Below are 14448 nucleotides of genomic sequence, written 5' to 3'. Positions count from 1 at the left end.
TCCCGAAAAGCTGAATTTGAATTTGTCCGACCTTACGATTTAATTCCGAAATACAGGGCTTTTTGCGAAGCGAGACCCGCCGAAGGCGGGGCGAGCGAGCAACAAAACGCCTCTGAATTTGAAAAAAGTTTAATCTGGTCGGGCTGGGCGGAATTGAACCGCCATTACACGCACCCGAAGCGTGCGTAATACCGTTATACCACAGCCCGGAAAAAATTAATAAATATTGGGCAACGCACCGAAACGTGCGTAATCCGTTTAAGCGCCACACCGTGGCCCTTAAACTACCACAGCCCGATATAAAATATAGTATCATTAATTACTAAAAACAAACAAGTGTTCAATAAAAAAGGCGGGAAAATACCCGCCTATTGTAGCTATTTATTAGCATTAATCACCTAGGGCTTTTTTTACTTTTTCAACCACCTCGGCCAAGCTAAAGTCAACCTTTACCAAATAACCAACCACCCCAAGGGAAACGCCCTCACTAATCTTTTCTGTGTCAGAGAGCTGAGATAGGATCATGACGGGGATGTCGGCGGTAGCAGAATCAGCGCGCATCTCTTTCAAAATAGTCATGCCATCTTTTTTGGGTAGCATCAGGTCCAACAAAACAAGATCGGGAGTAAGGCTTTTGACCTTGACCATGCCATCTTCGCCGTCATAGGCGGTATCGGCCTCATAACCAGCATCCGTAAGACCAACCTTCATAGCATCGGCCAAAGCCACCTCATCCTCGATGATTAGAATTTTTTTTGCCATATAATAAAAATAAATTATTGCAATTTTTCGTGGACTACGTCCTGTATCTCATCAACCGATAAGTCAGATTTTATCAAGCATTTATCAGCCCCGAGAGAAAGTACTTTGTCACCGACATCAGAAAGATTGGTCATAACAACAACAGGGATCTTGCCTGTCAGGCCGGCTTCTTTCATCTTGGCAAGAACAGAAAAGCCATCAAGTTTTGGCAAAATAAGATCAAGGAGAACTAAATCGGGCTCGAAAGAAACGATTTTTTTAAAACCTTCCTCGCCGTCAATGGCGACTTCAATATCATAACCTTTCTCTTTCAGCACCTGCTCCAATGCCTTGACTAGTGTTTGCTCGTCTTCAATTATTAATACTTTTTTGGCCATATAATTACAAATTTTAAAGGGCCTAATAATGACTTTATTATACCAAACGACCCTATTTTTGCCAAATTTTTTGGGCCGTATTCCAAAATTCTGGGTGGTTTTTCTCTGTTTTCAGCCAATACCACCATTCGACGCCCCAAAGATATGATTCTGGGAAACCGGCTTTTTTTACATATTTCAGATTGCGTTTGAAGTCACCCAAGCTAAATAAGTCAAACTGGTCATCAATATCAAAGAGTTTTATGTTTTTACCATGGATGCTCCAAGGTTCGGCTTGCAGCTCCGAAACAATAACTTGATTGACAGAGGGGTAATTTTTTTTGATACTTTGGGCTTTGTAATAATAGTAGGCCGGCGGCCAAGGATAGCGCCAGATGCCCATAAAATCATTCCAAACAGTCTTGTACATTGTCACGCCCAAGATATCGGCCAGAGACCCTGCCCTTTGCCAATTAGAGAGCTCACCAGTATCAGTCACCATAATCGGGCGAGCATCCAATAGTTTTACTAATTTCACCTCTTTGGCGATTAGCTCCTGATCTGGCTTGGGGCATTGGCCAAAGAATTCTAAAAACGGTTCATTTTCCACCTGCCAAATTTTTATATTTTTGTATTTCTGAAAATGATTGATGGTTCTCTCTATCAGCGCTAATAATTTTTTTTCTTGTTCTTCTTTGGTGAGCTCCTTGAGCCAGAGGGGGTCATGGCACTCTGGCCAGCGAGGCGTGCGCCGGCCAATAGCCAGGACAATATTGATGTTTCTTTTACCGGCTTCTTGAATCATCCAGTCTAGATCAGCAAAATTGTATTGCCCCTCTTCTTTTTCCGTCCAGTCCCAAGGAGAAACAAGGCGTATGTCTTTGACCCCCAAATCATCAACAATGGCCAGATATACTTTTTTCCAATCAAGCCCGAGATTCTCGGAAGTGTATTTGTGGCTGAAGGTAACACCAAAACGGGCTTCACCAGCGCTACTGCTAAAATCAAGCACATTGAAAATAGCCCAGATAAAAGCGGCCAGAAGCAACCCGGCGACAAAAATTGAGACTAAATAATAAGAAAGCTTTTTTCTTCTCCTCATATAAATTAATTATACAAAATCCTAAGAAATAATAAAAGATTTGGCAAGAAAAAATAGAGGGGTTATAATGAAGTAATTATCAGATAAATGTATTTATGAAAGATTTTGTCCATCTACATACCCATAGCCACTATTCTCTTTTGGATGGGCTATCAAAAATACCCGATTTGGTATCAAAGGCAAAGGAGTATGACATGTCGGCTTTGGCCTTGACTGACCATGGGGTCATGTATGGTTCTTTGGAATTTTACAAGGAATGCCGCAAACAGGGCATAAAACCTATTATGGGCATGGAGGTTTATATTGCACCGAGAAGACTGACAGACAAAACCCCGGGTACTGATACGAAATACAATCATCTTTTACTTTTTGCCAAAAATGAGACTGGTTATAAAAATCTCATATACTTGACGACGGTAGCGCATCTCGAAGGTTTTTATTATAAACCCAGGATTGATAATTATATTTTGAGAGAACATGCTGAGGGACTAATTGCTTCGAGTGCCTGTCTCAAGGGTAAAATACCTCAGTTGCTCTTGGATAATAAATATGAGGAAGCAAAAGAGGCAGCCAAATTTTATGAAGAAATGTTTGGGAGTGGTAATTTTTATTTGGAGATTGAACACCACCCAGAGCTCCGAAAACAAATAGAAGTAAACCATCTGATCATAAAGCTGGCCAAGGAGACTGGCCTGCCATTAATAATAACCAAAGATTCTCATTATATTGACCCGAGCGACAATGAAGCTCAAGATGCCCTGGTGTGTATTCAGACCGGCAAAACTGTTAACGACAAAAACAGGCTAGACATGACGAGCTTTGATGCCTCTTTTGTGGCGCCGGAAGTGCTGTTTGAATATTGTCGGGAGCTCGGCTGTCCAGAAGCATTTGATAATACCCAAAAAATAGCAGACGAATGTAATCTAGAACTGGATCTGACTAGTTGGCACTTCCCAAAATATCCCACGCCTGAAGGCACAAGTGCCTCCGAATATTTGACCAAGCTAACATATGAAGGGTTGCAAAAAAGAGAAGGCAAAATAACAAAAGAAGATAAGGAGCGGCTGGATTATGAGTTGGATATTATAATATCAAAAGGCTATGACCACTATTTTTTGATTGTGGCTGATTTTATGAACTGGGCCAGAAGCCAAGATATAATTGCGACTACCAGAGGCTCGGCTTCTGGTTCTTTGGTGTCTTATGCTATGGGCATAACTTCGGTCAACCCTTTGCGCTTCCAGCTGCCCTTTGAGAGATTTTTAACAAAGAAAAGACCGACCCCACCAGATGTAGATTGCGATATCCAAGATTCAAGACGTGACGAGGTGATCGATTATGTACGCAAGAAATATGGTGAAGATCGAGTGGCCAACATCGGAACATTCGGAACAATGCAGGCCAGAGCGTCGGTTCGAGATGTTACTAGGGTACTCGGACTCCCCTATTCTTTTGGTGATAAAATAGCCAAGATGATACCTCACGGACCACAGGGTACGCATATCGGTATAAAAGAAGCTATGGAGATAAACCACGAGCTAAAAGATCTTTATAGAGTCGACCCGCAAGCAAAAAAAGTTTTGGATCTGGCCTCGAGGATAGAGGGTTGCGCCAGGCATGTTTCGGTCCATGCGGCCGGGGTGGTCATTGCTCCGGATAAACTGACAAATTTTCTGCCACTACAAAGAGAGCCGCAGGGTGAAGCAATCATCACTCAATATGATATGCACTCTATTGATCCGAACGTGGAAAAGGAAACTGTTGGGTTGCTCAAAGCTGACTTTTTGGGAATAAGGAATCTTTCTATTTTGGGCATAGCAGTGACTATTGTCGAGCATACTAAAAATATAAATATTGATCTGGAAAAAATACCCTGGGATGACAAAAAGACTTTCAAGCTTTTGGCTGACGGCCGGACAATGGGAGTCTTCCAGTTATCAAGTAGTGGAATGACAAAAAATTTGAAGGAGCTGGAACCGGACAACATCTATGATATTATGGCTATGGTGGCTCTTTATAGACCAGGGCCAATGGAAATAATACCTGAATATATAAAGAGAAAAAAGAATCCTTCAGCCGTCACTTATCCGCATCCAAAGTTGAAAGATATTTTGGAGAGAACTTTTGGGCTTTTAATTTATCAAGATGATGTCATGTTGACAGCGATGGTCTTGGCTGGCTACGATGCGGAAGAGGCCGATAAATTTAGAAAAGCCATGGGCAAAAAGATAAAAGAGTTGATGGCTGAACAAAAAGAAAAGTTTATTGAAGGTTGCAAAAAAAATGGATTAACAGACGGCAAGGCCAAAGAAATCTGGAGTTACATCGAGCCATTCGCTGGTTATGGGTTCAATAAAGCCCATAGCGCTTCCTACGCGGTGGTGGCTTACCAAACTGCTTATATGAAAGCCAATTACCCGTCAGAATTTATGGCGGCTCTTATGACAGCCGAATCGGGTAATGCCGAAAAAATAGCCGAGGCTGTTGCGGAATGTGAAAAAATGGGTATTAAGGTCTTGCCGCCGGACATTAATCAATCTCTGTCTAATTTTACCTATATATCTGACAGGGAGATAAGATTTGGACTCATGGCAATAAAAAATCTGGGAGAAGATATTATTGAGACAATAATCAAAGAAAGAAAGAAAAATGGAAAATTTGAATCCTTGGCAGATTTTTTGGTCAGAATTCATTCTCGCAATCTAAACAAAAAATCGCTAGAATCTCTCATCAAAGCAGGGGCGATGGATGAGCTCGGAGAAAGAAATCAGATGCTCAACAATATGGAGAAAATACTGGCCTTTGTGAAAAGTAACGAGCGGGAAATAAATACCGGCCAGTTTTCTCTTTTTGGTGGAAAAACAGACAAAGACAAGCCTCGACTGGTTTTGGACCCATCAGAACCGGCGGAAAATAAGTACAAATTGATATGGGAAAAAGAACTCTTGGGCTTATATGTTTCCTCGCACCCCTTCAAAGAATTGGCTAAATATTTTGAGAAAAAGACCGCAGCTATGAGAGATATAAATAATCAGCAGTATGCGTCTGGCAGTATGATATCTGTAGCTGGCATAATAACAAATATTAAAAAAATATTTACCAAAAAAAATGAGTTGATGCTTTTTGCGGGGGTAGAAGATACGACAGGGTCTGTCGAGGTGATAGTTTTCCCAAAATTAATCCAAAGAAATTCGGCGATCTGGGAGGAAGACAGGGCGGTTTTGATTACCGGCAGATTATCAGACAAAGATGATGTGCCAAAAATATTGGTGGAAAAAGTAGTGGAAATAGACAGTCTGAACCCAGAAGAATCCCTAAAAGAGCATAACGGTTTTGATGTGGCTGGCCTAAGAAAACCGGTAAGCATTATAATAAATATTTTGAGCAAGGATTTTAATTATGAAGCGCATAATAAATTGAAAGATATCTTCAGCGAGAGCCACGGCAAAAACAGGGTTTTTATCGTGGTCAAGCAAGGGGAAAATACCCGGACAATCGCCACAAACTTTTTTATAAATTTTGATTCCGAGACAAGGGAAAGAATTGAGAGTATCACTGGTCAAGGTAGTGTGGAGACCAGGTCAGTAGAACAATAGGTATTGCGGTTGAGCTTGTTTGGGTTTATAATAAAGATAGAAATTAACTTTAGAAAAATATGCCCAAAAAAGAAAATGATTTTATAGAGCCGATACCAATGGAGGCGCCTCAACCACGCAGATCTTATAAATTTATGGCTACTATTTTTTTCCTTATAGCTATAATTTTATTGGTGGCTATTTTTTATCTGGTTTTGGCCAAAGTGACTATTACCGTAACTCCAGCCAATGAACCGGTGATAAAAAGCTTTGAGATGTCAATAGCCGAATCACCGGAAAACAGCACTAGCACAAATCCCATCATCGGCGGGAAGGTGTATGTAGAAAAAGTAAGCACAGAACAAGAATATCAGGTCAGTGAAAGTCAGAAAAAGGTGGAAGCCCAGGCGACCGGTAAAGCAACTATTTACAACACAAGAGACCAAGCTCAGACTTTGGTGGCGACGACGAGATTGATATCTAAAGAAAACGTCCTTTTCCGCCTTAAAGACAAGGTCACGGTGCCAGCAAGTGGTGAGATTGAGGTTAATATTTATGCCGACAAACCAGGAAAATCCGGAGAAATAGGCCCAACAACTTTTACTATACCCGGACTATCCGCTGATCTCCAGACGCTAATATACGCAGAATCAAGAGAGGCAACAGTGGGCGGTGAGAAGCAAATAGGCATATTGTCAGAGGCAGATATAGAAAAGGCAAGCGCTGATTTTAAAAAGACACAACTAGAAAAAACTATGGCCAAGCTGACAACTGGCTTGGAAACAGAAAAATGGTTGCTGGTCGGCGGCGGTATAGTGCCAGAAGGACAAAATTTTTCTTACGATAAAAAAGTGGGAGATGAGGTCGATGGATTCAAATTAAAAGGAGAAATGACTGTCATTGCGGTTTTTGTCCAAAAACAAGATATATTGGATAAAATAAAGGAGATAATGAATAATAAAAATGAGATGCTGGACGTCGATGAAAGTACTCTAAAATACGAATTGCTGCAGACAGATGTTGAAAAAAAAGAAGCGACGGCAAAAATTGAGATCTCTGGCCTCACCAAAGCTGATGAAAATAAAAATATTTTTGACAAAAACATGCTGGTGGGTTTTACGGAGAGCGACCTAAGGCTTTATTTTTCCCAATTTAATACGGTTCGCGATATAAGGGTCGAGTTTTCTCCATTTTGGGTGAAAAAGGTGCCTATTTTTAAAGACCATATTATAATAAAAATGCTCGATAAATAAAATACCTGTTTGACATGTTGATAGTAATAAAGATATAATAAAAAACAAGGCGATCGGCCGGAGTACCAATCCGGCATTCTCAAACTGGGAATGGCCAAAAGCCTCAAGCCTTGAAGACAATTTACCGAAAGTGCCCTTCATATATTTTGCCCATGATCGGGGAAAATGCGTGAAAGGAAAATGGGTGGAACCACGGAAGACTCTACAAAAGAAAAAGCCTTTCGTCCCAAATGTTATTTTTAACGTTAGGATGAAAGGCTTTTTAGATTATTTGGCCAAGGATATTTAGGAGGCTCTGGATGGATAGTCCTGGAAGATTCTCTTTAAAAAAACCGCTACTTTGCCAGTGAGCTGGGGATGAGAAAAAATAATAAAGGACCTCTCCGGTAAACCCAACTCACTAAAGCTTTGAATCAAAACCGCTATGGGCGAAGAGCTGAAGAATCTTACCTCCCAAAATGTCTGGCACTCTGTTGCCACCATGGTATAATCCTCCTTTCTGTATTTATGCGTGCTTTTTATTTTAGTCTAATAAAACAGCTAACCATTGTCAAATACTAATATTAAATTTTTACAAAATTAAATTTGCAACAATATGTCGAACAAAGAACACAAAAATGAAAAGCTTTGGGCGCTCAGACACAGTGCCGAGCATGTTTTGACTATGGCCATGTATCGGCTGTGGGGCAATAAAATAAAGGCGGCGATGGGGCCAGCAACTGATGAAGGTTTTTATTTTGATTTTGACTCGGAGATAAAAATATCAGAAGACGATTTCCCCAAAATCGAAGAAGAAATGGCCAAAATTATAAAAGAAAACCTACCTATAACCAAAGAGGAGATGGCAGTGAAAGAGGCAAGAAAATTTTTTAATAACAATATTTATAAAGGGAATGAATATAAACATGAGTGGCTGGATGAGATAGAAGAGCGCGGCGAAAAAGTGAGCGTCTATTGGATGGGAGAAAAAGGAAAAGATATACCGGAAACTTTTGTAGATATTTGCTCCGGACCACATGCAAAATCAACTGGGGAGATTAAATCTTTTAAACTGATGAAAATCGCCGGGGCTTATTGGCATGGTGATGAAAAAAATAAAATGTTGACAAGAATTTATGGCACAGCTTTTGAAAAAGAAAATGAGTTGGCAGAATACCTTCACTTGCTCGAAGAGGCGGAAAAAAGAGATCACCGAAAATTAGGGAAAGAGATGGGGCTGTTTCATGTGGACGAAATGGTTGGCTTGGGCTTGCCTTTGTGGCACCCAAAAGGGGCTCTTTTGTGGAGAATAGTTGAGGATTTTTGGTACCGAGAACACCTAAAAAATGGCTATGAGCTGGTACGCACACCACACATCGGCAACAAGGCCCTATGGGAGACGTCTGGTCATTGGGGTTTTTATAATGAAAGTATGTATTCACCAATCGAAGCCGGACAAAGTCTTTTAGAGAGCCAAAACAAAGAAAAGATAAAAGAACCAGAAACCTACCTTTTGAAGCCGATGAACTGCCCTTTTCATGTCAGAATTTATAAAAATAATCTACACTCTTATAGAGAACTACCATTCCGCTGGGCAGAATGCGGCACGGTATATCGTTTTGAGAAAAAGGGAGAACTATCGGGACTCACCAGAGTTCGCGGCTTTACCCAGGATGATGCTCACATAATCTGTCGAGCTGATCAGGTCGAGGATGAGTTAAAAAAGGTAATTGATTTTATTTTATTTATCTATAAATCTTTTGGGTTTAAAATAGAAGATATCCATGTATACCTCTCGGTCCGCGACCCAAATAATAAAAAATACGCTGGTACAGACGAGGGTTGGTCTTTCACTGAGAAAGTATTGGAAAAGGTGGCAAAAGAAAAAGATCTGAACTATGAGAAAGAAGTGGGCGGAGCGGTTTTTTACGGGCCAAAGTTGGATTTTAAAATTAAGGATGCCCTAGGGCGGGAGTGGCAGTGCTCCACTTTGCAGTTTGATTTCAATCTGCCAGAAAGATTTGCTATGGGTTTTACCAACGCCAAAGGAGAAGAAGAAACCCCTTATATGCTACACCGAGCACTTTTTGGCTCTTATGAGAGGTTTATTGGTCTTTTGATAGAACATTATGCCGGGGCCTTTCCTCTCTGGTTATCGCCTGTCCAAGTGTCAATTATTTCAGTGGGAGAAAAACACATCAAACATTGCCAGGAGCTGGCTCGGGAATTTGCAGAAGAGAACATAAGGGTGGAGATAGATGAAAGCAACGAAACAGTAGGTAATAAAATACGCCGGGCAGTAGCGCAAAAAATCCCTTATATGCTGGTGATTGGTGATAAAGAGATGGGCTCGAAAAAACTCCAAGTTAGAAAACGAGGAGAAAGAGAAACATTGGAATTTTCAAAAGAAGAGTTTGTGGCGTATATCAGAAAGGTAGTTGGTGATAAAACAGTTGAGCTGTAAAGGAATGCAAATTTTAAACCCCAGCCGTAATTGACTGGGGTTTTTATTTTTATCCGGAACCTCTTATTTGGGCAGCTCCTCCCTTATGCTGCCCTTTCCACCGCATCTTGAGCAGGGTTCTTTCACCCGCTTTCCCTTCGAATTGTACACCATGCGGTAGCCCTTCCCGCCGCAGTTGGGACAGGTTCTTTGAACTTTCATAGGCTTGTCCAAAAGCCTTCTTTTACCCTTCAACCCACTGGGGGGTATATACAGGTGTATTGTGTTGGCTCTTGGCCTCCTTATTTTGAAATGCTATGTTTTCGTATGAAGTCACCGCGCGAAGCAGTGGCAACCACCCTTCCTCTGTCTGTCTATTGCGCCATAATAATCACCACTGGGCTATAATTTGATGCAGTACATTGTGGGTTATTTTGGTTTTTCAAGGCACGGTCTGGCGCCGGTCTGTTTTAATTTTGGCCAGAAACGAAAAGTGGAAATCCGGGGAGCAAAGCATAAACTCTTCCAGGATTTCATATAATTAATAGCATAGATAAATAAAAAGGTCAATAATAAAAACACCCTGATTGGGGGTGTTTTGTTTGAGAATAAAATCAACGATTTGGCGGAGGAGGAATATGTTCAAAGTTGTCCCCATAGGTGCCTGACACCTCCCCAGTATCAATCGGGTTGGAATAGCCAAAATTATTTATTTTGGTCTTTGGCCTAGTTATGGGTTCTGATTTGGGTACAAAATTTTCTGGACGATTATTTAGCGGCAAACTAACATCCTCAGCTCCCTTTTTGTTTTCTGGGTAATCTACGCCGGGGTCAAAATTTTCATCTTCTTGAAAATCAAAATCGTCTTCTTCAACCGGATATAGGGGTGAACTATCGTCTTTTAAATCTTCGAGCTCGTCGTCCTGCCAGTCTGGCTCTACCCAGTTATCATCAGTTTCAAAATCTTTGGTGCCGCGATAATAAAAATCATCATCAGCGAGCTGCTTTCTTTTGAAATAGTCCTTGTCCTCTGCTTCGCTAATGTTTTTCTGTGATTCGCGCCAAAGGGCTATCTCTCTATTAACACGCGACAATATCTCTTCTTCGGTCATCTCGGAAACGGCTTTTTTGTGGCGGAAAAGACCCTCGTATTCATCTAGGGGCATGACCACAAATTCACTATCATCCTTCAGTACGATAACCTTGTCGCCTGTATTTTTGACAAAATATATTATTTTATCTAGTTGGTTTTTCATAGGATTTTACAAAAACGAGTAAGGGAGGCTTTACTTTAATTTAGCAAAATAAAACAAAAAAGCAAGGGGTGTTTTCCCCTCTTCTCAATGCTCCAAAAATTACTTTTTATTGGCCAAATAATCATTAATATCACTTATTATTTCGTCTAGGCGTTTCTCCGACTTGATATAATATTTATTTATTCCCAGCTCGAGGTATGAGCGTACTTTATCGGCCGAAGCGGTATTGGAAACCACAAAAATTGGAATGTCTTTCCATTGAGATCTATTTTTGGCCTCTGCCACAAAATCTAGGCCGTCCTCTTTGCCCAAAAGATAGTGGTCAAGCCAAATAACATCTATTTCTTTGATGTCTTTCAGATAGTTGAGAGCTTGTTCTACTGTTCTCGCAGTAACCACAGCAAAGCCGCTTTTTTCCAACTTGATACGTATAGCGTCTTGTAGCGGTTTTTCGTCTTCAACAACTAAAATATTTTTCTTCCTGGTTGGCTTTATATTTTTGGGCATAAAATATTTTTAACTTATAAATTTAGGATAATTTTTTGTCCCCCTTTTTGGCTTTCATCCCGCTAAGCGGCAAGTGGACATAAAAGGTGCTGCCTTTATTCTCTTCTGATTCTAGCCAAATTTTGCCGCCAGAATTGCCTACAATTGACTTGACTATGTATAAACCAAGCCCAGTGCCTTCGGTATCAGTAGAGCGAACATTGTCGGCCCGAAATAATTTTTCAAATATTTTTTCTTGCTGCTTTTTGGGGACGCCAAGTCCAGTATCCTTAACCTTGATCTCTAAAAATTTGTCTTTGGTGGAAATAGAAAAATCAACCCTGCCGTTATCTTTATTGTATTTGATCGAGTTGGAGAGAAGATTCTGGAGGATAATAGTGGTAAGCTTGCGATCGAGCATCAATTTGGGCAGCTTTGTTTCAAATTGCGTTTTTAAGGTGACCTTTTTCTTATCCAAAAGCGGCTTTAATTCTTTGATAACTTCAGCGGCCAAATCGGTGATTAATAATGACTCCGGTTCGACCATAAAAGTACCAAGCTCCAGGCGAGAAACATTTAAGAGGGCGTTTACAAGCTCTACCATGCGCTGGTTGCCGCGATAAATTTCTTCCAAATATTGTTTTTGCTCCTCGTTTATCTTGCCAGCGTCACCGGCCAGAAGCATTTCGGCATACCAATTGATAGCCGAGAGCGGGGTGCGTAATTGGTGACTGGCTAGAGAGACAAACTCTGTTTTGGCGCGGTCAATTTGTTTTTCTTTGGTGATGTCTAGGGCAATAGAAGAAGCGCCAATAATCTGGCCAGTAAAATCTTTTATGGGAGAGACAGAGATAGAAACATCAACCAGGGTGCCATCCTTTTTTTGTCTAATTGTTTGTTCATGTTCTACCAACTTACCTTCTTTTATTGTTTTTAATATACGGTCAACCTCTTTCCACCTGTCTCTGGGAATAATAGTCTTTATTGATTTGCCGACTATTTCATTTGTGGTATAACCATATAAATTTTCGGCTCCATGATTCCAGCTGATAATGGTGCCATCGAGTTTTTTGCCGATTATCGGCTCCTCGGCATCACGGACAATGGCAGCCAGGCTCTCGGCTTTTTGTTTTTCCTCCTGAACGTCTTCAAGAATATTTAAAATGGCCTTTTGTTGCTTGGCGAGGTCGGCTGATTTTTTGGCCAAATCCTTGGTTTGCTCGGCCACTTTTTGGTTGACGCTTTCAATGGTTTCTCTCAGGGTGGAGGTCATTTTGTTAAAATCTTTGGCGAAATCACCAATTTCGTCTTTGTTCTTAACCCTGACTTCTGCTTTGAGGTTGCCCTTGACGACTTCTTTGGCTGTTGCCTTAAAGATGCCCAGTGGGAGCATGAATGTTTTGAAAATGAAATAAATTATAAATAATAAAACAAAAATCGATAAGATTAAAAATATGAGCACTGAAAGGCCCTGCCTATTGATCAATTTACTAAGCTCCACCTTGCTCTCCTCCAAGCGTTTTGTAGAAACCTCCGTAGCGGAATCAAAATCAGCTCCACGGCGAGAAAGATATTTGTCAATCCCTGATTTATAAATACCATTTTGGACGGCGTATTCTTCGCTGTTTAAAATTTCTTGGGCCAAATCCAAATCATTATTATCCACATGGGCCATTGATTTGACCTCCATATCAACCAAGGCCAAATTGGCTTCATTAATACTAGAAAAAACCTCTTTATCAAAATTGTCACCCGCGGCGATAGCTTCATTAATTCTTTGGTCGAGCTTGATAGCAGACTCTTCATAGCGATCTTTCCATTTTTTGTCACCGGTAAAAGCATAATTTCTGGCTGATTGCGTCAACACCTCATCTTCATAGCGAATTATCTGAGCAAGGGTATCAAGCTTGGAAGTTATTTGGACAGCAGAAATATCCGCTGGCAGATCATTTTCTAGATAGTCGTTTATTTTTTGGGAAACAAAAAATGTATAGGCGCCAACCAGAGAGACGGTTATGAATATAAAAAGAAAATATACAAATATTTTTAATTTGATGGACATTTATTTGATATCTTTGAATTTATTAATTTCTTTTTTGAGTTCAACCATTTTTAATTCTCGGTCAACCATCAGGCGGTTGATCCTTTCCAGTTCCGCAGCATGAGATTTTAATTCTTCTGTTGATTTTCTTTTGTCTGTAATATCGCGCATAACGCCGACGGCGTGCCACAAGCCGCCAAGCTTGACTCGTGCGACTGTTAATTCCACATAAAAACTACCACCATCTTTTCTTTTGACCGGCAATTCTATGTTCTTGCCCAAAACAGCTGACTCCCCGCTTTGCCCGAATTTTATAATATTCTTTTTGTCTCGATGCTCTTTTTTGGCGGTAATAATATTGTGCAAATTTTTACCCAAAACTTCTGATTCTTTGTAGCCAAACATATTGACAGCGCCGAGGTTCCAAAAAACAACCAAGCCCATATTGTCCATAACCACGATGGCATCCTTGGCCGACTCGGTAATGGCTCTAAATTTTTCTTTTTCCTCTTTAATAGAGAGATGGGCCGATCTCAATCTATTAAAATATAAAAATAAAAAAATATAAAATACGGCAACCAAAATAGTGCCCAAAATTGGGGGCAAAGAGCGTGCATAGACTGCTCTTTTGAAATATTTGTAATCTACATCTGTGCCAAGAATGGCATATTTTTGTCCAGTCTCAAAGTCTTTAATGGGAGACAAAAACGACAAGAATGTGCCCCAATCGTCAGTGTAGGGCCCAACTACAACTGTCGATTCTCCAGCCCAAGCAGCGTTGATGGCCGAGAGCATATCACTGGGAATATTTTGGTATAGATCACCAGGCTCACTGTGACCGAATTGGCCAGTAGCGACAGAATCAACCAAAAATACGATATTATCATCGACTGGGCGCATAGTATAAATCCAGCGAATACCCTGATTTTTGCCAGCCATATCCATCTTGGCAAGCTGTTCTCTGAGGCGGATATAGTCCGGATTTCCCAAATCAGCAAGAGAGCCGGAAAGGTTTTGGAATCTGACTGGATTGACCCCGGCCAGATAGGTCTCAGATAACGATATAAAACTGGCGTTGAACTCAGCGGCCGCATCGTTGGCAACAAATTTGGTAAAATGAGCACCCAAAATAAAAATAACACCCAGACCTAATAATAACCAAAAAAAATTATAATAATTTCTATTTTTCATATTA

10 protein-coding genes and 1 tRNA gene are annotated in these 14448 nt (G+C 40.6%); 3 read left to right on the top strand and 8 right to left on the bottom strand.

Annotation, left to right across the window (positions count from 1 at the left end; all coding sequences use genetic code 11):
* Positions 1-135 precede the first annotated feature (135 nt).
* The 4 genes from GYA54_03930 to GYA54_03915 form a co-directional block, all read right to left on the bottom strand.
* Positions 136-209: transfer RNA gene (locus GYA54_03930), tRNA-Pro, on the bottom strand.
* Between the two features lie 181 nt (positions 210-390).
* On the bottom strand, positions 391-762 hold the full coding sequence (locus GYA54_03925) for a response regulator transcription factor (GenBank protein ID NMC51848.1): 372 nt from the start codon (positions 760-762) through the stop codon (positions 391-393).
* 14 nt (positions 763-776) lie between these two features.
* Positions 777-1139, bottom strand: a complete 363-nt coding sequence (locus tag GYA54_03920; protein ID NMC51847.1) for a response regulator — start codon at positions 1137-1139, stop codon at positions 777-779.
* A gap of 52 nt (positions 1140-1191) precedes the next feature.
* Complete coding sequence (locus tag GYA54_03915; protein NMC51846.1) at positions 1192-2220, bottom strand: hypothetical protein; 1029 nt, start codon at positions 2218-2220, stop codon at positions 1192-1194.
* A 95-nt stretch (positions 2221-2315) separates the two neighbouring features.
* Between GYA54_03915 and GYA54_03910 the strand changes: the two genes are divergently transcribed.
* The 3 genes from GYA54_03910 (at position 2316) to GYA54_03900 (ending at position 9491) form a co-directional block, all read left to right on the top strand.
* Positions 2316-5816, top strand: a complete 3501-nt coding sequence (locus tag GYA54_03910; protein NMC51845.1) for a DNA polymerase III subunit alpha — start codon at positions 2316-2318, stop codon at positions 5814-5816.
* A 59-nt stretch (positions 5817-5875) separates the two neighbouring features.
* On the top strand, positions 5876-7048 hold the full coding sequence (locus GYA54_03905) for a hypothetical protein (GenBank protein ID NMC51844.1): 1173 nt from the start codon (positions 5876-5878) through the stop codon (positions 7046-7048).
* A gap of 595 nt (positions 7049-7643) precedes the next feature.
* Complete coding sequence (locus tag GYA54_03900; protein NMC51843.1) at positions 7644-9491, top strand: threonine--tRNA ligase; 1848 nt, start codon at positions 7644-7646, stop codon at positions 9489-9491.
* Between the two features lie 593 nt (positions 9492-10084).
* Here GYA54_03900 and GYA54_03895 read toward each other — a convergent pair.
* From GYA54_03895 to GYA54_03880, 4 genes are all read right to left on the bottom strand, one after another.
* Positions 10085-10726 (bottom strand): hypothetical protein, encoded by a 642-nt coding sequence (locus GYA54_03895; protein NMC51842.1) that lies wholly within the window; start codon positions 10724-10726, stop codon positions 10085-10087.
* A 99-nt stretch (positions 10727-10825) separates the two neighbouring features.
* Positions 10826-11233 carry a response regulator gene (locus tag GYA54_03890; GenBank protein ID NMC51841.1) on the bottom strand — a complete coding sequence of 136 codons (408 nt, stop codon included), beginning with the start codon at positions 11231-11233 and terminating at the stop codon, positions 10826-10828.
* Positions 11234-11255: 22 nt separating this feature from the next.
* Complete coding sequence (locus GYA54_03885) at positions 11256-13274, bottom strand: cell wall metabolism sensor histidine kinase WalK (protein NMC51840.1); 2019 nt, start codon at positions 13272-13274, stop codon at positions 11256-11258.
* On the bottom strand, positions 13275-14444 hold the full coding sequence (locus GYA54_03880; GenBank protein ID NMC51839.1) for a PAS domain S-box protein: 1170 nt from the start codon (positions 14442-14444) through the stop codon (positions 13275-13277).
* Positions 14445-14448: the final 4 nt, after the last annotated feature.

Source organism: Candidatus Kuenenbacteria bacterium (assembly GCA_012797775.1).
GTDB lineage: Bacteria > Patescibacteriota > Patescibacteriia > UBA2196 > GWA2-42-15 > JAAZMX01.
This window is presented reverse-complemented; position numbering and strand designations above follow the sequence as displayed.

Coding starts and splice junctions, on each gene's coding strand:
- GYA54_03925 (NMC51848.1), bottom strand. CDS start 762: ATGGCAAAAAAAATTCTAATCATCGAGGATGAGGTGGCTTTGGCCGAT.
- GYA54_03890 (NMC51841.1), bottom strand. CDS start 11,233: ATGCCCAAAAATATAAAGCCAACCAGGAAGAAAAATATTTTAGTTGTT.
- GYA54_03895 (NMC51842.1), bottom strand. CDS start 10,726: ATGAAAAACCAACTAGATAAAATAATATATTTTGTCAAAAATACAGGC.
- GYA54_03905 (NMC51844.1), top strand. CDS start 5,876: ATGCCCAAAAAAGAAAATGATTTTATAGAGCCGATACCAATGGAGGCG.
- GYA54_03910 (NMC51845.1), top strand. CDS start 2,316: ATGAAAGATTTTGTCCATCTACATACCCATAGCCACTATTCTCTTTTG.
- GYA54_03920 (NMC51847.1), bottom strand. CDS start 1,139: ATGGCCAAAAAAGTATTAATAATTGAAGACGAGCAAACACTAGTCAAG.
- GYA54_03900 (NMC51843.1), top strand. CDS start 7,644: ATGTCGAACAAAGAACACAAAAATGAAAAGCTTTGGGCGCTCAGACAC.
- GYA54_03915 (NMC51846.1), bottom strand. CDS start 2,220: ATGAGGAGAAGAAAAAAGCTTTCTTATTATTTAGTCTCAATTTTTGTC.
- GYA54_03885 (NMC51840.1), bottom strand. CDS start 13,274: ATGTCCATCAAATTAAAAATATTTGTATATTTTCTTTTTATATTCATA.
- GYA54_03880 (NMC51839.1), bottom strand. CDS start 14,444: ATGAAAAATAGAAATTATTATAATTTTTTTTGGTTATTATTAGGTCTG.